Source organism: Phenylobacterium composti DSM 19425 (assembly GCF_059568645.1).
In genome coordinates this window covers 1-18,268 of record NZ_JCANTT010000013.1, presented here as the reverse complement: position 1 = coordinate 18,268, position 18,268 = coordinate 1, and the positions used below count along the sequence as shown (strand labels likewise).

The following is an 18,268-nucleotide window of genomic DNA, read 5'->3' as shown; positions in this document are numbered from 1 at the left end:
CATGTCTCGCAGCGCGCTCAGCGGAGCGATCCGATCGTTCGCCTTGGCGAGCCTTCTCTGCAGCGCTGCGCCGGCAGCCCTGGCGCAGACGGCCGGCGCTGTGGACGCGGGCGCAGCGGCGGCGGACGTTTCCACCGTGGCGGACGCGCCCGCGCCGGTAGGCGTCGAGGAGCTGATCGTCACCGCCCGCCGGCGGGAAGAGACGGTGCAGGACATCCCGCTGGCGGTCTCGGTGATGGCCGGGACGCAGCTCGCCGATACCGGGGCCTTCAACGTCAGCCGCCTGACGCAGCTCGCGCCCACCCTGCAGTACTATTCGACCAACCCGCGGAACACGTCGCTGAATATCCGCGGCCTAGGCGTGCCCTTCGGCCTGACCAGCGACGGCTTCGAGCAGGGCGTCGGCATCTATGTGGACGACGTCTACAACTCGCGGGTCTCGGCGGCGACGTTCGACTTCCTGGACGTGGCGCGGGTCGAGGTGCTGCGCGGGCCGCAGGGGACGCTGTACGGCAAGAACACCACCGCCGGGGCGGTGAACATCACCACCAATCAGCCGACCTTCGACTTCGAGGCCAACGCCGAGGTGACGTTCGGCAATCTCGACTTCAAGCAGGCCAAGGCGGCGGTCTCTGGCCCGCTGACCGAGACTTTGGCCGCGCGCTTCGCGGTGACCACCACCACCCGCCGGGGCACGATCTACAATGTCACCAGCGACCAGTACGTGAACGGTCAGGACAACCTCGGCCTGCGCGGCCAGCTGCTGTACCAGCCGAACGACGACCTGAAGATCACGCTGTCGGGGGACTACAACAAGCAGGACGCCGAGTGTTGCGCGCAGATTTATGTGCGCACCGGCGCCACCCAGCGGCCGCTGAACCGGCAGTATGAAGCCCTGGCCGCCGCCCAGAACTACGCGGCGCCGAGCACCAATCCGTTCGACCGGGTGACGGACGTGGACGCCAGCCTGAACGCCGGCAACAAGATCGGCGGCGCCTCGGCGCGGGTTGTCTGGAACGTCGGCCCGGGAACCCTGACCTCGATCACTGCCTGGCGGTTCTGGGACTGGAAGCCCGAGAACGACCGCGACTACCTGGGCCTGCCCATCGTCTCGAAGTCGCAGAATCCCTCGCAGCAGGACCAGTATTCGCAGGAGCTGCGGTACAACTACTCCAACGACCGCATCGACGCTGTGGCGGGCCTGTTCGCCTTCAAGCAGCGGATCGACACCCAGGGCACCGAGCAGCACGGCCCGGCCTCCAGCCGCTGGAACATCAATCCGTCCAGCGCCCTGGCCAACGACCCCAGCGTCCTGGCCGGCCTGACGGCCATCAACACCCAGTACCTGAAGGCGGAGAGCCTGGCGTTCTTCGGGCAGGCGAGCTGGAAGATCACCGACGCCTTCACGCTGCAACCGGGCGTGCGCCTGAACTACGACAAGAAGGAAGGCTACTACGAGCGCCGCGTCTTCGATGGCCAGGGCCAGCCCGTTCTGGCCGGGGAGACCAGCGCCGTCCGCGTCGCTCAACTGGCGATCTTCACGCCGCAGCTCAGCACGCCCGAGTTCAGCGACTGGAACTTCAGCTACGACCTGACGGCCAGCTACGCCTTCGCGCCCGACATTCTCGGCTATGCGACCTACGCCAAGACGTTCAAGACCGGCGGCATCAACCAGAACGGCCTGCCCACGGACGCGGCCGGCCAGCCGATCCTGTCGGCCGGGGCCATCAAGCCTGAGGACGTGAACCACTTCGAGGCCGGCCTGAAGACCCAGTTCTGGGAGCGTCGCGCGACCCTGAACCTTTCGGCCTTCCGCACCGACATCAAGGACTACCAGGCCACCGTGACCAACGGACAACTGGGGGTGCTGCGGGGCTACCTCGCCAACGCCGGCAAGGTGCGCAGCCAGGGGGTCGAGTTCGACTTCCAGGTGCAGCCGAGCGAGCGGTTCAAGGCCTACGCCAACGGCGCCTACACCGACGCCAAGTACGTGCGCTTCGTCGACGCCCCGTGCCCGCCGGAGCTGGCCGGCGGCACGACGGTGGGCCCGGGCCAGACGCCCAGCGCGCCGGGCACGCCCGGGGGGCTGAGCCCCGCCAACTGCGACATCTCCGGCCAACGCCTGCCGGGCGTCTCCAAGTGGAGCTTCTCGTTCGGCGGCGAGGTCAATGCGCCGGGCGCCTTCCTGGGCAGGGAGGGCCAGTTCTACCTGGGTTACGACGGGACTTATCGGTCGAACTTCTCGTCCAACGCCTCGCCGTCGATCTACACCTGGGTGGACGGCTACGCCCTGTCGAACTTCCGGGCCGGCTTCCGCACGCCAGACGGCCTCAATGTGTTCGGCTGGGTGCGCAACGCCCTCGACGAAGACTACTTCGAGGTGCTGGTGGTGGGGCCGAGCAACACGGGCCTGATCGCTGGCCAGCCGGGCGACCCCCGCACCTACGGCGTGACCATCCGCGCCGAGTTCTAGCGGCGTACCGGCGAGAGGCGCGCTGCGGCCGGAACCACACCAGGTTCCGGCCGCAGAAATTCTGGCGCGCCCCGCAACAAATCCAACTTACTCGATCGGAGTTCGGGCCGTATGTAACCCGCCGTAACCAAGGCGGGACGACGAGGGCCGTGTCGCGCACCTATCCGAAGTTCGAGGCGGGCGGGGTAGACTTGCCATACGTGACCAAGATCCGTGGCGACGACGCCGCGCGACATGATGCGTTCCAAGCCCGAGCCCACAGGACCTGACGCCATGACCCACTCGGACCTGAACCGCCGCCGCCTGCTGGCCGCGGGCGCCGCCGGCGCCAGCGCGCTGATCCTGCCGCAGATGGCCGAGGCCCAGTCTCGGGCCCGCCAACTGTCGCTGCTGAACGTCAGCTATGATCCGACGCGCGAGCTCTACAAGGACATCAACGCCGCCTTCGCCCGCTACTGGCGCGAGCGCACCGGCCAGTCGCTGACCATCAACCAGAGCCACGGCGGGTCGGGCAAGCAGGCGCGGTCGGTGATCGACGGCCTCGAGGCCGATGTGGTCACCCTGGCGCTGGCCTACGACATCGACGAGATCGCCGCCCGAGCCAAGCTGCTGCCGGCCAACTGGCAGAGCCGCCTGCCGCATAATTCGGCTCCCTACACCTCGACCATCGTGTTCCTGGCGCGGAAGGGCAATCCGAAGCGGATCCGGGACTGGTCCGACCTGGTGCGGCCGGACGTGAAGGTCATCACGCCAAATCCGAAAACCTCGGGCGGGGCGCGGTGGAACTATCTGGCGGCCTATGCCTGGGCCCTGAAACGGCCGAGCGGCTCGCCGCAGTCGGCGGAGGCCTATCTGCGTCAGCTGTTCCGCAACGTGCCGGTTCTCGACACCGGCGCCCGGGGCGCCACCACCACCTTCGCCGAGCGCGGCCTGGGCGATGTGCTGATCGCCTGGGAGAACGAGGCCTATCTGTCGCTGGCGGAGTTCGGGCCGAAGTTCGACATCGTCTATCCCAGCCTCTCGATCCTGGCCGAACCGACGGTGGCGCTGGTCGACCGCAACGTCGACCGGAAGAAGACCCGCCTCCAGGCCCAGGCCTATCTGAACTTCCTCTACAGCCCGCTGGCGCAGGACCTGATCGGCAAGAACCACTTCCGTCCGCGGAACGAGAAGGCGCTGGCCAAGTATCGCGGCAAGTTCCGCGAGCTGCCGCTGGTGACGGTGGACGGCCAGTTCGGCGGCTGGCGCAAGGCGCACGCCACGCACTTCGCAGACGGCGGCGTCTTCGACCGCATCTACCGGCGCTAGGTCCAGGACGCTCCGGGCCATGACGATCGCCGCCGTAGCCGGGCCGCCCAAGGTCCGGCGCCGCTGGAAGCAGCCCAGCATCCTGCCCGGCTTCGGCCTGGCCATGGGCTGGACGCTGACCTACCTCGGCCTCCTGCTGGTGCTGCCGCTGGCGGCGCTGATCCTGCGGCCCTGGGAACTGGGGCTGGACGGCGTCTGGGCGACCCTGACCGAGCCTCGGGTGCTGTCGGCGCTTCGGCTGAGCTTCGGCGCGGCCGCGGCGGCGGCCCTGGCCAACGTGCCGCTCGGCCTGCTCGTCGCCTGGACCCTGACCCGCTACGAATTTCCTGGCCGGCGCGTGCTTGACGCCTTTGTGGACCTGCCGTTCGCCCTGCCGACGGCCGTGGCGGGCATCGCCCTGACGGCCATCTACGCGCCCACGGGCACCCTGGGCGAGCCGCTCGCCGCGTTGGGAATCCGCACGGCCTACAATCCGATCGGCGTGTTCATCGCCCTGGTGTTCATCGGCCTGCCGTTCGTGGTCCGGACGGTGCAGCCGGTTCTGGAGGACATGGACGCGGAGGTGGAGGAGGCGGCCCTGACCCTGGGGGCGACCCACCTGCAGCGGTTCTGGCGGGTAGTCCTGGCGGGTCTTGCGCCGGCGCTGCTCTCGGGGTTCAGCTTGGCGTTCGCCCGGGCGGTGGGCGAGTACGGCAGCGTGATCTTCATCGCCGGCAACATGCCGCTGAAGTCCGAGATCGCTCCGCTGCTGATCGTCATCAAGCTCGAGCAGTACGACTACGCCGGCGCGGCGGCCGTGGGCCTGGCCATGCTGGTCATCTCGTTCGGGGCGCTGCTGGCGGTGAACGCCCTGCAGGTGTTCCTGGCCAGGCGGGGGCGCGCATGAGCCCGGCCGTCCGTCTCCCGGGCCTCGCCCCGCTGTTCCTGGCCCTGACCGTCGCGGTCCTGGGCGTGCTCATCGTCCTGCCGCTGGGCGTGGTGTTCCAGCAGGCCCTCTCGCAGGGGCTGGGCGCCTATCTGGAGCCGCTGAAAGAGCCCGACGCTCTGGCGGCGATCCGCCTGACCCTGTTGGTGGCGGCGATCTCGGTGCCGCTGAACGCGGTGTTCGGGGTGGCGGCGGCCTGGGCGATCGCCAAGTTCGAGTTCAAGGGCAAGAGCCTGCTGGTCACCTTCATCGACCTGCCGTTCTCGATGTCGCCGGTGGTCTCGGGCCTCGTCTGGGTGCTGCTGTTCGGCGCCCAGGGCTGGTTCGGCGAGTGGCTGCGCGAGCACGACATCAAGATCATCTTCGCCACCTCGGGCCTGGTGCTGGCCACGGTGCTGGTGACCCTGCCGTTCGTGGCCCGGGAGCTGATCCCGCTGATGCAGGACCAGGGCTCGGACGAGGAGGCGGCGGCGCTGACCCTGGGCGCCGGCGGCTGGACAACCTTCTGGCGCGTGACCCTCCCCAACATTCGCTGGGCCCTGCTGTACGGGGTGCTGCTCTGCAACGCCCGGGCGATGGGCGAATTTGGCGCCGTCTCGGTGGTGTCCGGCAGCGTCCGGGGCCTGACCACGACTTTGCCGCTGCATGTCGAGGTGCTCTACAATGACTACGAATTCGTCGGCGCCTTCGCGGCGGCCTCCATCCTGGCCGGCCTCGGACTCGTCACCCTCGTCCTCAAGACAATCCTCGAATGGCGTCATTCCGGTGAACTTTCGGCCCGTCGACGACACTGACCGCGCCGCCGGCCAAGCCCTGGCCCTCGACATCCGCGGCGTCTCCAAGGCCTTCGGGCGCTTCCCGGCCCTGAGGGACGTCTCGCTGCAGGCGCGGGACAAGGAGTTCCTGGCGCTGCTCGGGCCGTCGGGCTCGGGCAAGACCACGCTGCTGCGGGTGCTGGCGGGGCTGGAGAAGCCCGACGCTGGCGAGGTGCGGTTCGGGGGCGAGGACTTCCTGGCCCTGCCGGTGCGCAAGCGCCGCGTCGGGATGGTGTTCCAGCACTACGCCCTGTTCCGGCACATGACGGTGGCGCAGAACATCGCCTTCGGCCTCACGGTCCGGAAGGGTTCGGAGCGTCCGCCCAAGGCCGAGATCACCGAGCGCGTGCGCCAGCTCCTGTCGCTGGTGCAGCTGGAGGGCCTGGAGAAGCGTTATCCCTCGCAGCTGTCGGGCGGCCAGCGCCAGCGCGTGGCCCTGGCCCGGGCCCTAGCCATCGAGCCGAGGCTGCTGCTGCTGGACGAGCCGTTCGGGGCGCTGGACGCCCAGGTGCGGCGCGAGCTGCGCCGCTGGCTGCGGGAGCTGCACGAGCGCACCGGCGTGACCACTGTCTTCGTCACCCACGACCAGGAGGAAGCCCTGGACCTGGCCGACAGGGTGGCGATCCTGAAGGACGGACAGCTGGTGCAACTGGGGACGCCGAACGAGGTGTATGAGCACCCGGCCAATCCGTTCGTGTTCGACTTCCTGGGCGCCGCCTGCCGGATGGCCGGCGTCGTCGCGGGCGAGCGGCTGCGGATCGGGTCCTGGGAGACAGCGGCGCCGGCCGGCGCGCCGCAGGGCGCCGTGGAAGTGTTCTTCCGGCCGGACGAGGTGGCCTTCGCGCCCGCCGACGGCCCTGGTCTGCTGGCCGAGGTGCGGGCGGTGGCCGCCCGGGGACCGGACGTGCGCATCGAATGCCAGGTGCAGGGGCAGCTCCTGGAGCTTCAGACCCACGGGTCGATCCTGCCGCCGGGCGTGACCGCGGGCCAGCCGGTGCGGATCCAGCCCCTGCGGCCGCAGGTTTACAGCGCCTGAGGCTCGGTTCCGGCGGAGGCCGCGGCCTGCGGATTCGCGGCGCCCGAGTCTGCCGCGGAGTCGAAGCGGCGGATGAAGCGCGCGCGGCTCCACAGCTCCATCCGCCGACCGTCGGCCTGGGCGGCAGCGTGCTCAAGGGCGGCGCGATCGTCGTCGCACTCGAACTCCAACACCCCACGGATGTGGTTCGCCTGATCCAGGAAATAGAGCCGGTAGTCGGCCATGACGCCCTCTCGCCCTGGGCGCGAAGCTACCACACCCAGGGGTTGAGAAAAGCGTGGCCGTTCTCACGCGGCGTGAATTTTCCGCGCCCGGCTAGAGGACGCCCAGCATCTCGGCCACCAGCGGGTGGCGGACGATGTCGCGCTCGTCCAGCCGGACCACGGCGATGTTGCCCACCGCTTCCAGCCGCTCGGCCACAGGGCCCAGGCCGGAGAGCTCGGGCAGGAGGTCGGACTGGTTGGGATCGCCCGTCACCACCATGGTGGAGTGCCAGCCCAGGCGTGTGAGCAGCATCTTGAGCTGCACATAGGTGCAGTTCTGGGCCTCGTCGATGACCACGAAGGCGTTGTTCAGCGTCCGGCCGCGCATGAAGCCCACGGGGGCGATCTCGATGGCGCCCTCGGCCATCAGGGCCCGCACCCGCTTCATCGACAGGCGGTCGGAGAGGGCGTCGTAGAGGGGGCGCAGATAGGGGGCGAGCTTGTCCTCGGCGTCACCAGGCAGGAAGCCGATGGACTCTCCGGCCTCCACCGCCGGGCGTGAGAGGACGATCCGCCCGACCCGGCCGTTCTCAAGGGCTTCCACGGCCTTGGCGATGGCGAGGTAGGTCTTGCCGGTGCCGGCCGGGCCGAGGGCCATCACCAGGTTGCGGGAATCGATGGCCTCGATGAGCTGCTGCTGGCCGGGCGACTTGGCCTTGACGGTCTTGAGGTAGCCCTGGTCGCGGTCGTCGTTGTGATGGGCGAGGGGCGACCAGCCCCGGTCGAGCGGAAGCCGGCGCACCTTGTCGTCGCCGTCGAACTGACCAGCGTCGAACGCGCCTTCGCGCAACTGTCGCTTCAGGGCTCGCTTGCTCATCAGGGCCTCCTCAAGGGGCAAGAAAAAAGGGCGTCCCGAGACGGGAGCGCCCTTCGGATGGTGGATGAAGGCGAAATTGGCGGCGGGGTGCGCGTCCCGATGCGCCGCGGCGCGGCGCGGGGGCTCTGCGGGGCCGGGGCGCGATCCCCGGAAGGACAATGGACCAGGCGCCATCCAACTCCGTCCAGCGCGAGGCGCGGGGCCTGGGGCTCCGCGGCGGCGATCGAGAGCACTTTCGTACTTCCGAATCGCCCGACTAGAATGATCGTAACGACGTTTTCGAGTCGTTAAACGCCCTGGCGGCATCAAGAAATAAGGTCTGTGCATGAGTGTCTACAACTTGGGCAATGTGGCTCCTGAGTTGCCAAGCGATGGCGAATACTGGATCGCGCCGACCGCCGCCGTTATGGGCAATGTGATTCTCAAGAAGAATGCGTCGGTCTGGTGGGGCGCCACGCTGCGCGGAGACAACGACCCCATCATCATCGGCGAGAATTCGAACGTGCAGGACGGCAGCGTGCTGCACACGGATCTGGGCTCGCCTCTCACCATCGGCGCCAATGTCACCATCGGCCACATGGTCATGCTCCACGGCTGCACCATCGGCGACAACACCCTGGTGGGCATCGGCTCGATCGTCCTGAACGGGGCGAAGATCGGGAAGAATTGCCTGATCGGCGCGAACTGCCTGATCACCGAGGGCAAGGAGATCCCGGACAACTCGCTGGTCATGGGCGCGCCGGGCAAGGTGGTGCGCGAGATCAGCGACCAGCAGGCCATGGTGATCGCCGCCGGCGCTCAGCACTATGTGGAGAACTGGAAGCGCTACCGACGGGAACTCACCGCCGTCGCTTGACGGACGCCACGGCGCCCGGGTCGGATCGCCTCCCTAGACAAACAGACAGGGGAGGCGGCCCATGGCCTACGAGTTCATCAAGGTGGAGCGGGACGGGCCGGTCACCACCTTCGTCTTGAATCGGCCGGAGGTGATGAACGCGCTGCACTCGCCGGCGCACTTCGAACTGCATGAGGCGTTCGACGCCTTCGCCGCTGACCCGGAGCAGTGGGTCGGCATCGTCACCGGAGCGGGCGACAAGGCGTTCTCGGCCGGCAACGACCTGAAGCACCAGGCCTCGGGCGGGGCGATGAAGAGCCCGCCGTCGGGCTTCGCCGGCCTGACGTCGCGCTTCGACCTGAACAAGCCGCTGATCGCGGCGGTGAACGGGGTCGCCATGGGCGGCGGATTCGAGATCGCCTTGGCCTGCGACATCATCATCGCCTCAGAGACGGCGACCTTCGCCCTGCCGGAGCCGCGGGTGGGCCTAGCCGCCCTGGCCGGGGGGCTGCATCGTCTGCCGCGCGCCATCGGGGTGAAGCGGGCCATGGCCATGATCCTCACCGCCCGCCGGGTCTCGGCGGCCGAGGGCAAGGAGCTGGGCTTCGTGGCGGAGGTCACTGCGCCCCAGGACCTGATGCGCACGGCCCGGGAGTGGGCCCGGCAGATCTGCGAGCTGTCGCCGATGTCGGTGCGGGCGTCGAAGGAGGCGGTCTATCGCGGGCTCGACGAGCCCAGCCTGGAGGCGGCGATCCGCGGCCAGAACAAGTATCCGGCCATCGGCGCGCTGTTCACCTCCGAAGACTTCAAAGAGGGGCCGCTGGCCTTCGCCCAGAAGCGGCCGCCGCAGTGGAAGGGCCGCTGATCGGCGGCTTGTGACGTAGCGGCAGTCCCGTCACATTCCGGCGCTTCGACGGGGACGTGGCGCATGGTGGACGTTGACGCGACGGGCGTGGTGGCGGGGGCCGCCCATGGCGGGCTCGCAGGCGCTACGGTGGAGGCTCCGGCCGGCAGAGCCGGCGAGGCGCAGCACGTCTGCCTCGATTGCGGCGCGCAGGTGCATGGCCGCTTTTGCGCCAACTGCGGCCAGCCAGCCCACGTCCACCGGACGCTCGCACACCTCGGCGAGGAGGTGCTGCACGGGGTGATGCACTTCGACAGCCGCGTCTGGCGAACCGTGCCGCTGCTGATCTTCCGTCCCGGGCGGCTGACGCGGGAGTGGGTGCACGGGCGGCGGACCCGCTACGTCTCGCCGCTGGCGATGTTCCTCTTCACCATGTTCGTGCTGTTCATGGGGTTGAGCTATTTCCCGGCCAGTCACCGCTCGGATGTGGTGGGCGAGCAGGCCCTGGCGACGGTGGAACTGGCGCGGCGGAACACCGACCTCGCCAACGCCGAGGCGGCCCTCGAGGCGGCGACGACGCCGGAGGCCAAAGCCGCGGCCCAGGTCCGCATCGCCGAGGCCGAAAAGGCGGTGGAGAGCGCCAGTCTCAAGATTGGCGCCGCCGCCGGCAAGGCAGGAACGGAGGTCGATGCCGACCTCGCCAAGCAACTCAGCCAGCTCAATATCGAGACGGGCAACAAGAAGCTGGACGAGAAGATCAAGTACAAGCTGAAGAACCCGGAGCTGGCGCTCTACAAGCTGCAGCAGGCGTTCTACAAGTTCTCGTTCCTGCTGATCCCGATCTCTATCCCGTTCGTGGCCCTGCTGTTCCTCTGGAAGCGAGGCTTCACCCTCTACGACCACGGGGTGTTCGTTCTCTATTCGCTGACCTTCATGTCCTGGCTGGGCATGGTCCTGGCCATCGCCACGCGGATTGGCGGCCCCATTTCGGGGCTGGCCTGGACGATCCTGCCGTTCGCGGTTCCGGCGCACATGTATTTCCAGCTCAAGGGCGCCTACGGCCTCGGCCTCTTCTCGGGCTTGTGGCGAACCTGGTTCCTGCTGTGGTTCTGCGGCTTCGCCCTGGTGCTCTTCGTCCTGACGGTGACCCTGCTCTCGGCCTGACGCCGGGGCGGCCTTGCACGAACGTGACGCCTGCGTCACCTTTGCGCCCAACGAACAAGGGTCAAGGGAAGGACGCGTCCGATGGAACGCTACGACTACATCATCGTCGGCGCGGGGTCGGCCGGCTGCGTACTGGCCAACCGCCTGACGGAGGATCCGGCAGTCCGGGTGCTGCTGCTGGAGGCTGGCGGCAAGGACGCCTCGCTGCTGGTGCGGATGCCGGCGGGCGTCGGAGCGCTGATCGGCAAGCAGGGGCCGTACAACTGGGGCTTCTGGACCGAGCCCGAGCCGCATCTCGACAACCGCCGCCTGTGGTGGCCGCGGGGCAAGGGCTGGGGCGGCTCCTCGTCGATCAACGGCATGATCTACATCCGCGGCCACGCGCGGGACTATGACCAGTGGCGGCAGATGGGGCTGACCGGCTGGGGCTACGCGGACGTGCTGCCGTACTTCAAGCGCTCGGAAAGTTTCGAAGGCGGCGCCGATTCCTGGCACGGGGGCGAGGGGCCTCTGCACGTGTCCAGGGCGGCTTCGCCGAATCCGATCTACCGGGCCGCGGTGGAGGCGGGCGCCCAGGCCGGCCACCCGGTGACCAGCGACTTCAACGGCTACCAGCAAGAAGGCTGGGGGCCGTACCAGATGACCATCCGCGACGGCCAGCGGTGGAGCGCCGCGCGGGCCTATCTGCATCCGGTGCTGCAGCGGCCGAACCTCACCTGCCTGACCGGCGCGCGCACCACGAGGATCCTGGTGGAGAACGGCCGGGCCGTGGGCGTGGAGGTGGTCGAAGGCAAGAAGCCGGCCCGGGCGATCTACGCCGAGGCCGAGGTGCTGCTGGCGGCCGGGGCGGTGCAGTCGCCGCACATTCTGCAACTGTCGGGCATCGGCGATCCCGACGATATCGCCATGCACGGTATCAAGGCCGTTCACGAGCTGAAGGGCGTGGGCGCCAATCTGCAGGACCACCTGGACGCCTGCCTGTCCTGGGAGTGCCCCAAGCCGATCACGGTCTATTCCCAGCGCAAGGGCCTCAAGCAGCTCTTCGTGGGGCTGAACTATCTGCTCTTCGGCAAAGGGATCGGGCGGGAGAACTTCCTGGAGAGCGGCGCCTTCCTCCGCTCGCGGCCTGACCTCGACCGGCCGGACCTGCAGGTGCACACGGTCCTGGCCATCATGCAGGATCACGGCAAGGTGCAGGTGCCGAAGGACGGCTTCACCTTCCATGTCTGCCAGCTGCGCCCGGAGAGCCGCGGCAAGGTCAGCTTGAAGAGCGCCGACCCGCTGGCCGATCCCGCAATCTTCGCCAACTACCTGTCGGCCGAGGAGGATCGCCGGGCCATGCGCGAGGGCGTGAAGATGATGCGCGAGGTGGCCGCCCAGTCCGCTCTCGACCCGTATCGGGGCGACGAATATGCGCCGGGCAAGGACGTGAAGACCGACGCCGAGATCGACGCCTGGATCCGCCGCGCGGCCGAGACGATTTACCACCCGGTCGGCACTTGCCGGATGGGCGTGGCGGGCGATCCGATGGCGGTGGTGGACGGCGAATGTCGGGTTCAGGGCCTGGCCGGCCTGCGCGTTGTGGACGCTTCGGTCATGCCGACGCTGGTGGGGGGCAACACCAACGCCCCGACCATCATGATCGCCGAGAAGATCTCGGACGCCATCCGCGGCCGGGCCTATCTGCCGGCCGTGGACGCCCCAGTGTACGGCGACGAGAAGGCGGCGGCCTAGGCCGCTCCAGGCGCTATGGCGTTCAGGCCGGGCGGGCGGTCGCCTAGCGGCGGCTGTCCGCCCGGGCCATGCCGGCTCAGCCGGCTGTCGCCTCGGGCCGGACGATCAGGCGGAAGGCGGTCTCGTCCCTCAGCCACGTCTGAGCGGCGCGCTGCACATCTTCGGCGGTGACCTTCTCGGTGCCGGGAGTGATCTCGCGCACGATGTCCAGGCGACGCGGGTCGCGCTGGGCGCCTGAGAGCGTGGCCAGCCAGTACTGGTTGGTGATCCGCTCCTTCTGCAGCCGTTCGATGCGAGGCGACTTGGCCCGCTGCATCTCGTCCTCGGTGGGCGGCTTCGCCTTCAGGTCGGCGACGATCTTGGCCACGTCGTCGAAGAAGCTCTGCAGCTTCTCGGGCGGCACCTCGACGCTGGCGGCCACATAGCCCCAGCCGCTCCAGACCAGGCTGTGATTGACGCCCACGCTCGGCGAATAGGTGGCCCCCTGGGCCTCGCGCAGCTCCTCCAGCAGCCGGAGCTTCAGAATCTCGGCCATCACCGCGGTCACCCGCGCCCGCTGGGGATCGGCCCAGTAGTCGGTGGTGGGCCAGGCGACATAGCCGATGGACTGGTCCTGGCGGCCCTTGTGGGTCAGCACCACCGGCTCGCCGCCGCCCTTGGGGAAGCCGACCTTGCGGGCGCTCTCCGGGATCGGCGCAGGCTCGGGCCGGGGCGGCAGGGCGCCGAAGGTGGCGGCGGTGGCGGCGATGGCCTGATCGAGGCTGATGTCGCCGACGATCACCACCTCGACGGCGCCGTCCGCCAGATGCGGAGCCACCTGGTCTACGAGGTCGTCGAGCTTGGCCTGGGCGATCTCCTCGCGGCTGGGGAAGGTCCAGCGGCGGTCGCCGCCGTGCAGCAGGCCGGAGAGTTCGCGGTTCAGGACGCCCGTGTCGGTGGCCTCGTACTGGTCGTGGATGGTCTTGCCGGCGGCCTTCAGGCGCAGGAAGGCCTGCTCGCGGAAGCCCGGCTCGGACACATAGGCGGCGAGCACCTGCATCTGGGTCGCCAGGTCCTCCGGCCGGGTGAAGCCCGAGAAGACGAAGGCGTCGTCGCCCAGGCCGAAGCGGGCGCCAATCACCTTGCTGGCGAGGGCGCGCTCCATGTCGTCGGTCTCGATCTTCTTAAGGCCGCCCTCAATGTAGGCGTTGGCGGCCCAGCCCGGGCTCTGCCGGGTGGGCGAAAGATCGAGCAGGCCGTCGCCCACATTGACCCGAACCAGCACCTCGCTGTCGCGGAAGCGGGTGGACTTCACCGTCAGGCGCACGCCGTTGGCGAACCGCACGAAGGTGGCGTCCAAGTCGGCGATCTCGTGACGCTCGGCGACGTGGCCCGGCGGGCCGAAGCTCTCGTAGGGCCAAGCCACCTGACCGGCGGCGGGGAGGGGCTCCACGGGCGTCTTCCGGGAGGCGTCGAAGGCGGCCATCAGCGTGGCCTCGCCGCCCTCAACGGGACGCGGCGTGGCCATGAACACCAGCGGGCCAGATCCCTTGAACGCGTCTTTCAGCGCCGCCGAAGCCTGCTCGGCGGTGAGCCCCTTCACGGTTTCCTCGAACAGGGAGAGGTCGTCGGCGGGCGAGGTGACCACCATGTCGTCGGCCAGGGAGGCGACGATCTCATTGGCGAGTTCGGAGGGGCGTCGGGTGGCGGCGCCGGCGGCGGCGGTGCGCAGCAGGGCCCGCATCTCCTCGATCTCCCGGTCCAGCTCGTCCTGGCGGACGCCATAGGCGAGGGCGCGGCGGTGCTCCTGTTCGGCGGCGGCCAGGGCCTCGGCCCAGCGGTCGGGCTCGGCGGCGACGCTGACCACGGCGAGGTCGGCCTCGTCCTCCTGCTGGAAGGCATGGGCCGAGGCCGCGATGAACGGCGGATTGGCGCCGCGCGCCAGGCGCGAGAAGCGGCGGTTCACCACGGCCAGGGCCAGGTTCTCGATCACCTCGCGTTTGCGGCGGGCCACGGTGTCGGGGGCGAGGTTGGGCGGCGCCACCCAGGCGATCTGCAAGGTTAGCTGGGCGCCGGGCTCGACGACCAGCCGGGCTTCGGTCCCGCGGGGCTGGACCTGCCCCTGGACCGGGTCGGCGCCGGCCGGGCCAACGCCCTGCCAGTCCGAAAACCGGGCGCGAATCTTGGCCTCCATGGCGTCGACGTCGAAGTCCCCCGCGGCGACGAGCACCGTCCGTTCTGGGCGATAGTAACGGTGGTAGAAGTCGACCACCTCGGCGGCGGGGGCGGATTTCAGCACCTCGACCGTGCCGATGGGCATCCGCTGGGGCAGGCGCTGGCCCTTCAGCCAGAAGCCAAGGCGCTCCTTGACGATCCGATAGCCGGGGGTGTCGCGGGCCCGCTCCTCGGACAGCACCACCCCGCGCTCGCGGTCCACGGCGGCCTGTTCGATCAGAAGGTTGGAGGCCGACTCGCGCATCAGCATGAGCGAGGTGTCCACGGTCTCGTCATCGGTCTTCGGCAGCTCCAGCATGTAGATGGTCTGGCCGAAGCTGGTGGAGGCGTTGGTGTCGGGCCCGAACGCCAGGCCCAGGCGCTCGAGCATCTTGGTCATCTCGCCTTCCTTCACGTTCTTCGAGCCGTTGAAGGCCATATGCTCGAGGAAGTGGGCGAGGCCCTGCTGGGCGTCGGTCTCCATCAGCGAACCCGCATCGATCCGCAGGCGCAGGGAGGCCTGGCCAGCCGGGACGGACTGGCGGCGGATGGCGTAGCGCATACCGTTGGGCAGGACGCCGAAGCGGATGGCGGGATCAGCCTTGAGATTCGAGGTCGCCTGAGGCCAGCCGACTGCGGCCGGCGGCGAGGCGGGCTGCAGGGCGACGGCGGGCGGGGCGGCGAGCAGCAAGGCGGCGCCAAGCGCGAAAGCTGCGCGCAGGGGACGGGTCATACGGCGTGTTCCGGGAAGTCCTTCAAGGCGGGGCCACCATTGCGGACCGTCGTGGCCATCGCAAGGCGAAGGTCCGGCCGGGAAGATCGACGCGGAAGCACCGGCTTGGCCAAGGCTGCTCGCCTCACCGCAAAAGACCGCCTACATGGGAGCAATGCACGTCGCCCGTTTCGAAGCGCCGGCGGACGGAGGTCCGCACCTGCCGCCCTATCGCGAGCAGCCGGACCGCCGGGGCACGCCCGAGCCGGTGTTCAACGCGCCGTGGATCGTGCTTCTGCTCACCGCGGTGCTGGTGGGCGGCTATGCCATCCAGAGCCGGTTCCCCCTGGATGCGGTGGCGATGGACTTCGCCTTCTCCCCGGCCCTTCTGGAAGAGGGCCACTGGGAGCGGCTGTTTACGGCCCTGTTCCTGCACGGCAACTGGCCGCACGCCCTGATGAACGCCGGCTTCTGCCTGGCCTTCGGCACGCCGGTGGCCCGCTACTTCGGCGACCGGTTGCCAGGGGCAGTCCTGTTCCTCGGCTTCTATCTGGCATGCGGGGCGCTCTCGAGCCTGGGCTATGCAGCGCTCCATGCGGGCGAACAGAGCGCCCTGGTGGGCGCCTCTGGGGCCGTCTCGGGGCTGATGGGCGCAGCGGCCCGCCTGATCGCCGGCCACGGCCGGGTGGGGCCGATCCTCTCGCGGACTGTGCTGGGCATGGGGGCGATCTGGTTCGCCATCAATGCGGTGATCGGCGTACTGGGATCCGGCCTGCTGCCCGGTGCGCAGGGTGCGGCCGTCGCCTGGGAGGCGCACATCGCCGGCTTCGCGGCCGGGGTGCTGCTGATGTCGCCCATCGCCTGGATCGCCCGCCGGCGCTGAGCTCGGCCATTTCACGCGTGTGTGAGGCGCCGGTCGGCGCCGTTGCGCCCCTTGCGGTTCTGCGCAACGCTGTTCTCCAAGGGCGCGAGCGGGCGCAACAGAACAGGAGGCCCGATGCTGGTCTCGCAGATTCTCCGCACCAAGGGCGACAGCGTCTTTACGACGCGGCCGACCGAGCGGCTCGCGGCTGTGGCCGAGCTGCTCTGCGCCCGGAACGTGGGGGCTCTTGTGGTGATGGACGCGGAGCGGGTGGTCGGAATCGTTTCCGAGCGCGACGTGGTGCGGGCGGTGGCCGGGGACGGCCCGACGGCGCTGGAGCGCCCGGTCTCCGACTACATGACCGCCGATGTGCTGTTCGCCGAGCCGGGCGAGACCGTGGACAGCCTGCTCGGCCGGATGACCGACCGGCGAATCCGTCACCTGCCGATCTGCAAGGCCGACCGGCTGGTGGGGATCGTCTCGATCGGCGACCTGGTGAAGTCCAAGATTTCCGAGGTGGAGGCCGAGGCCGACGGCCTGAAGGCCTACATCGCCGCGAGCTGAGATACCCTCTGCGTGAGGGCTGGACGCCGGCTGCCCGCCGGTGAAAGGGCGAGGAGGCGCCGAGCGTCTTCCTCGCCCATTTTCATCTGGCCTTGGTAATCAGGCGAGGAGCGGCTGCGCGGGCTCGCCGGTGCGGGCGGCGTCGGCCAAGCTGTAGCCCTCCAGTACGTCAGCCGTAGCGTCGCGCGCCCGGGCCAGGGCCTCGCGCAGGGTGCAACCCTCAAGGGTCTGGCAGTCGGCGCATTTGCGGTAGCCCAGCCGCGGCGAGACGCAGGGTGCCAGGGCCAGGGGGCCGTCGATGATGCGGATGATCTCGGCGAAGGCGATCTCGGGGGCCGGGCGGGCGAGGGTGTAGCCCCCGAACTTTCCGCGTCGGCTGACCACCACCTGGTTGCGCGCCAGCTCCAGAAGGATGGCCTCCAGGAATTTGCGTGGCGCGCCTGAGCGCGCGGCGAGTTCCCCGGCCGAAAGCTGACCATCGCCCCGGGCGAGCTCCACCAGAGCCCGGAGCGCATACTTGGCCTTCTGCGACAGCATGCGTGCGCCACCTCCTTAGTAGGGCGCGTTGTGACCGGCGCGCGCTGGGTGCGCAAGGAAGCGCGCGTCGCAGCCGTGATTTCGGTGGCGCCAAGAGCCGCATTGGAGAAGGCTGAAGCGGCGCGCTCCCGAGGTCCCGATAGCGGCGGTCCGCCGAAAGTTTCAGCAAGCCGGTTGACGGGCCGGCGGCCGGCCACTAGATAGCCGCCTCCCGCTCGGGGCGGGGCGACGAAGACGCGAAATCGAGTCTCTAAGCACTTGAAATCGCGTCCAAAAATCGCCACATCACCGAGCACCGGCCGCGACGCCGGAACAGGCCTGAAGGTCTAGGCTTTCAGGCGGTTTCGACGCCGGTTCGACCCGAAGAAGCGGAGCTTGCGTGGATCGGTCGAAAGCCCTGCAAAGGGCCGGTTGACTCCCCGGGAAGCGGTCACTAACTAGCCGCCTCCCACTCGGGGTGGGGCGCACGAGAGAGCGAGACGGGGCCTTGCGGCGTCGGATCTCTCCCTCGCGGAAGAGCAGGCGAGAGGCTGAACAAGCCGCTTGATTTTCTCTTCCAAATGCGTATCTTCCCGAGCCTCAATCGAATCGCTACGGACTTTCGGGGCAAACCCCTGGGTGGCCCGAGGCGGTTCTTGCGGCCAAATTTCTGGGTTTCCTCGGAGGTCCAGAAGCTCCGCAAGAAGCTTGAAAAAGCCGATTGACACTAAAGGGGCCGGTCACTAGATAGCCGCCTCCGCCGCCCACCGGCGAAAAACAGTGGGGTCGCCGAAAGGCGGTCGGGTCTTTGACATCGTTGATTAGGAAAGAGAAACGCAGGCGGCGGCGTCCTGGCGATGGAGCTAACCACTCTATCTCGACGCTGACTGTGACTGCGGTCTCTTGAAGACACCATGAATATGGCTGGGCTTTGGCCTGGCCAAGATTTGTGGGAACTCGTCAAGAACTACGCAGACTATGCCAGCCGGTTCCGCAAGGGACTGGTTACGCTGAAGTCAGAACGTCAACTCAACCTGAGAGTTTGATCCTGGCTCAGAGCGAACGCTGGCGGCAGGCCTAATACATGCAAGTCGAACGGCTCTTCGGAGCAGTGGCGGACGGGTGAGTAACGCGTGGGAATGTGCCCTTAGGTACGGAACAACCCAGGGAAACTTGGGCTAATACCGTATGTGCCCTTCGGGGGAAA

Annotated in this window: 15 protein-coding genes and 1 rRNA gene; 12 read left to right on the top strand and 4 right to left on the bottom strand. The window is 68.7% G+C overall.

From position 1 onward, the window contains the following. Nucleotide 1 precedes the first annotated feature (1 nt). From BO64_RS06520 to BO64_RS06500, 5 genes are all read left to right on the top strand, one after another. Entirely contained in the window at nt 2–2,473 is a 2,472-nt protein-coding gene (locus BO64_RS06520) for a TonB-dependent receptor (RefSeq protein ID WP_496402475.1), read from the top strand. A 273-nt stretch (nt 2,474–2,746) separates the two neighbouring features. Beyond that, the gene (locus BO64_RS06515; protein ID WP_496402886.1) at nt 2,747–3,781 is read left to right on the top strand and encodes a sulfate ABC transporter substrate-binding protein; all 1,035 of its coding nucleotides are present in this window, start codon (nt 2,747–2,749) and stop codon (nt 3,779–3,781) included. 19 nt (nt 3,782–3,800) lie between these two features. Next, nucleotides 3,801–4,667, top strand: a complete 867-nt coding sequence (gene cysT / locus BO64_RS06510; RefSeq protein ID WP_496402474.1) for a sulfate ABC transporter permease subunit CysT — start codon at nt 3,801–3,803, stop codon at nt 4,665–4,667. Further along, entirely contained in the window at nt 4,664–5,500 is an 837-nt protein-coding gene (cysW, locus tag BO64_RS06505) for a sulfate ABC transporter permease subunit CysW (RefSeq protein WP_496402473.1), read from the top strand. The genes cysT and cysW overlap by 4 nt, the downstream gene beginning before the upstream one ends. Next, nucleotides 5,472–6,557 (top strand): sulfate/molybdate ABC transporter ATP-binding protein, encoded by a 1,086-nt coding sequence (locus BO64_RS06500; RefSeq protein ID WP_496402472.1) that lies wholly within the window; start codon nt 5,472–5,474, stop codon nt 6,555–6,557. Before cysW ends, BO64_RS06500 begins: the two co-directional genes overlap by 29 nt. On the opposite strand, the gene BO64_RS06495 is transcribed toward BO64_RS06500, so the two are convergent. Together BO64_RS06495 and BO64_RS06490 are read right to left on the bottom strand one after the other, a co-directional pair. Further along, nucleotides 6,545–6,781 (bottom strand): hypothetical protein, encoded by a 237-nt coding sequence (locus BO64_RS06495; protein ID WP_496402471.1) that lies wholly within the window; start codon nt 6,779–6,781, stop codon nt 6,545–6,547. The genes BO64_RS06500 and BO64_RS06495 overlap by 13 nt on opposite strands. Nucleotides 6,782–6,872: 91 nt before the next feature. After that, nucleotides 6,873–7,637 carry a PhoH family protein gene (locus BO64_RS06490; protein ID WP_496402470.1) on the bottom strand — a complete coding sequence of 255 codons (765 nt, stop codon included), beginning with the start codon at nt 7,635–7,637 and terminating at the stop codon, nt 6,873–6,875. Between the two features lie 325 nt (nt 7,638–7,962). Between BO64_RS06490 and BO64_RS06485 the strand changes: the two genes are divergently transcribed. The 4 genes from BO64_RS06485 (at nt 7,963) to BO64_RS06470 (ending at nt 12,214) form a co-directional block, all read left to right on the top strand. After that, nucleotides 7,963–8,493, top strand: coding sequence for a gamma carbonic anhydrase family protein (locus BO64_RS06485; protein WP_496402469.1), 531 nt, complete (start codon nt 7,963–7,965; stop codon nt 8,491–8,493). 61 nt (nt 8,494–8,554) lie between these two features. Next, on the top strand, nt 8,555–9,337 hold the full coding sequence (locus BO64_RS06480) for an enoyl-CoA hydratase-related protein (RefSeq protein WP_496402468.1): 783 nt from the start codon (nt 8,555–8,557) through the stop codon (nt 9,335–9,337). A gap of 63 nt (nt 9,338–9,400) precedes the next feature. Continuing rightward, nucleotides 9,401–10,480, top strand: a complete 1,080-nt coding sequence (locus BO64_RS06475) for a DUF3667 domain-containing protein (protein ID WP_496402467.1) — start codon at nt 9,401–9,403, stop codon at nt 10,478–10,480. An 81-nt stretch (nt 10,481–10,561) separates the two neighbouring features. Continuing rightward, nucleotides 10,562–12,214 carry a choline dehydrogenase gene (locus tag BO64_RS06470; protein ID WP_496402466.1) on the top strand — a complete coding sequence of 551 codons (1,653 nt, stop codon included), beginning with the start codon at nt 10,562–10,564 and terminating at the stop codon, nt 12,212–12,214. 76 nt (nt 12,215–12,290) lie between these two features. Here the strand turns inward: BO64_RS06470 and BO64_RS06465 are convergent, their stop codons facing one another. Then, complete coding sequence (locus tag BO64_RS06465; protein WP_496402465.1) at nt 12,291–15,140, bottom strand: M16 family metallopeptidase; 2,850 nt, start codon at nt 15,138–15,140, stop codon at nt 12,291–12,293. Between the two features lie 154 nt (nt 15,141–15,294). Here BO64_RS06465 and BO64_RS06460 point away from each other — a divergent pair, with 154 nt between their 5' ends. Then, nucleotides 15,295–16,002 carry a rhomboid family intramembrane serine protease gene (locus tag BO64_RS06460; RefSeq protein WP_496402464.1) on the top strand — a complete coding sequence of 236 codons (708 nt, stop codon included), beginning with the start codon at nt 15,295–15,297 and terminating at the stop codon, nt 16,000–16,002. Nucleotides 16,003–16,116: 114 nt separating this feature from the next. After that, nucleotides 16,117–16,545, top strand: a complete 429-nt coding sequence (locus BO64_RS06455; RefSeq protein ID WP_496402463.1) for a CBS domain-containing protein — start codon at nt 16,117–16,119, stop codon at nt 16,543–16,545. Nucleotides 16,546–16,644: 99 nt separating this feature from the next. Here the strand turns inward: BO64_RS06455 and BO64_RS06450 are convergent, their stop codons facing one another. After that, nucleotides 16,645–17,082 carry an RrF2 family transcriptional regulator gene (locus BO64_RS06450; RefSeq protein ID WP_496402462.1) on the bottom strand — a complete coding sequence of 146 codons (438 nt, stop codon included), beginning with the start codon at nt 17,080–17,082 and terminating at the stop codon, nt 16,645–16,647. A 1,009-nt stretch (nt 17,083–18,091) separates the two neighbouring features. On the opposite strand from BO64_RS06450, the gene BO64_RS06445 reads away from it, so the two are divergent. Continuing rightward, a 16S ribosomal RNA gene (locus BO64_RS06445) occupies nt 18,092–18,268 on the top strand; the annotation flags it as partial.

Excerpts from the sequence above, each read along its gene's own strand:
- BO64_RS06460 (WP_496402464.1), top strand. The coding sequence starts at position 15,295 with ATGCACGTCGCCCGTTTCGAAGCGCCGGCGGACGGAGGTCCGCACCTG.
- BO64_RS06450 (WP_496402462.1), bottom strand. The coding sequence starts at position 17,082 with ATGCTGTCGCAGAAGGCCAAGTATGCGCTCCGGGCTCTGGTGGAGCTC.
- cysT (WP_496402474.1), top strand. The coding sequence starts at position 3,801 with ATGACGATCGCCGCCGTAGCCGGGCCGCCCAAGGTCCGGCGCCGCTGG.
- BO64_RS06465 (WP_496402465.1), bottom strand. The coding sequence starts at position 15,140 with ATGACCCGTCCCCTGCGCGCAGCTTTCGCGCTTGGCGCCGCCTTGCTG.
- BO64_RS06490 (WP_496402470.1), bottom strand. The coding sequence starts at position 7,637 with ATGAGCAAGCGAGCCCTGAAGCGACAGTTGCGCGAAGGCGCGTTCGAC.
- cysW (WP_496402473.1), top strand. The coding sequence starts at position 4,664 with ATGAGCCCGGCCGTCCGTCTCCCGGGCCTCGCCCCGCTGTTCCTGGCC.
- BO64_RS06455 (WP_496402463.1), top strand. The coding sequence starts at position 16,117 with ATGCTGGTCTCGCAGATTCTCCGCACCAAGGGCGACAGCGTCTTTACG.
- BO64_RS06515 (WP_496402886.1), top strand. The coding sequence starts at position 2,747 with ATGACCCACTCGGACCTGAACCGCCGCCGCCTGCTGGCCGCGGGCGCC.
- BO64_RS06495 (WP_496402471.1), bottom strand. The coding sequence starts at position 6,781 with ATGGCCGACTACCGGCTCTATTTCCTGGATCAGGCGAACCACATCCGT.
- BO64_RS06470 (WP_496402466.1), top strand. The coding sequence starts at position 10,562 with ATGGAACGCTACGACTACATCATCGTCGGCGCGGGGTCGGCCGGCTGC.
- BO64_RS06485 (WP_496402469.1), top strand. The coding sequence starts at position 7,963 with ATGAGTGTCTACAACTTGGGCAATGTGGCTCCTGAGTTGCCAAGCGAT.
- BO64_RS06520 (WP_496402475.1), top strand. The coding sequence starts at position 2 with ATGTCTCGCAGCGCGCTCAGCGGAGCGATCCGATCGTTCGCCTTGGCG.
- BO64_RS06480 (WP_496402468.1), top strand. The coding sequence starts at position 8,555 with ATGGCCTACGAGTTCATCAAGGTGGAGCGGGACGGGCCGGTCACCACC.
- BO64_RS06475 (WP_496402467.1), top strand. The coding sequence starts at position 9,401 with ATGGTGGACGTTGACGCGACGGGCGTGGTGGCGGGGGCCGCCCATGGC.